Raw genomic sequence first — 794 nt, 5'->3', positions numbered from 1 at the left:
GGTTCGCTATTACTTCTCCATTCTTGTCATCTTCGGTCTCACCTGGGTGGCGTGCAATCTGGTTAAAAGCCCGGTCGGAAGAAACTGGATGTCGATACGGGATATGGATACTGCCGCCGGAGTTATCGGGATCAATGCCCGAAAATACAAAACCTTAGCCTTTGCTGTTAGCGGTTTTTATCTCGGGATTGCTGGTGCTTTGTGGGCTTTCATCTTTCTTGGAACGGCGAGTACGTTGAGTTTCCAGATTGAACGCTCATTTCAGATCCTGTTCATCATCATTATTGGTGGCATGAGCTCAATTCGCGGATGCTACATTGGCGCAGCCTTCATCTTCTTACTGCCAATCTCCATTGATTATTTCGTGAAGACTTTTCTCGGCGGCAGCATCGACCCAGGCATTTTGTCCAACCTCAACAAAGTCATATTTGGCGTACTCATCATCTGGTTTTTGATTAAAGAGCCAGAGGGAATTACCCGAATGGTCAGTAACTTGTCAGCACGCATAAGGAACTGGCCACTCAGAATATAAGCAAAACGGAAAGGTTGAGCATTTCTTTCCACAACGACTGAGTAGTCGCGGATTCGGCTACCATCTACAAGGAAGCATATGATGAAAAACTACATTTCACGGAGTCTTTGCGTCACCGGTATTGTGTTGTCTTCACTGCTTGCACCCGTTGTGTCTTCGGTTGCGAACGGAGCAGAACAATTTGTACCACTCCCGACTTATAGGGTCGGACCCTACGCCTCAAGTGGTGCCCCCTGGTTTGCTGGCGAAATCGACTACTTCA

2 protein-coding genes are annotated in these 794 nt (G+C 47.5%); both read left to right on the top strand.

All coding sequences use genetic code 11. The features are described from left to right. Positions 1–532 (top strand): branched-chain amino acid ABC transporter permease (locus RH89_RS16520; protein ID WP_004404412.1); only part of this gene is annotated, 532 nt, incomplete at its 5' end. Between the two features lie 81 nt (positions 533–613). Further along, positions 614–794: hypothetical protein (locus tag RH89_RS16515; protein WP_004404410.1), on the top strand; the 181-nt coding region annotated here is incomplete at its 3' end.

This window comes from Vibrio nigripulchritudo ATCC 27043 (assembly GCF_000222685.1).
GTDB lineage: Bacteria > Pseudomonadota > Gammaproteobacteria > Enterobacterales > Vibrionaceae > Vibrio > Vibrio nigripulchritudo.
Note: the sequence above shows the minus strand (reverse complement) of the source record. Positions and strands in the feature narration are given on the sequence as shown.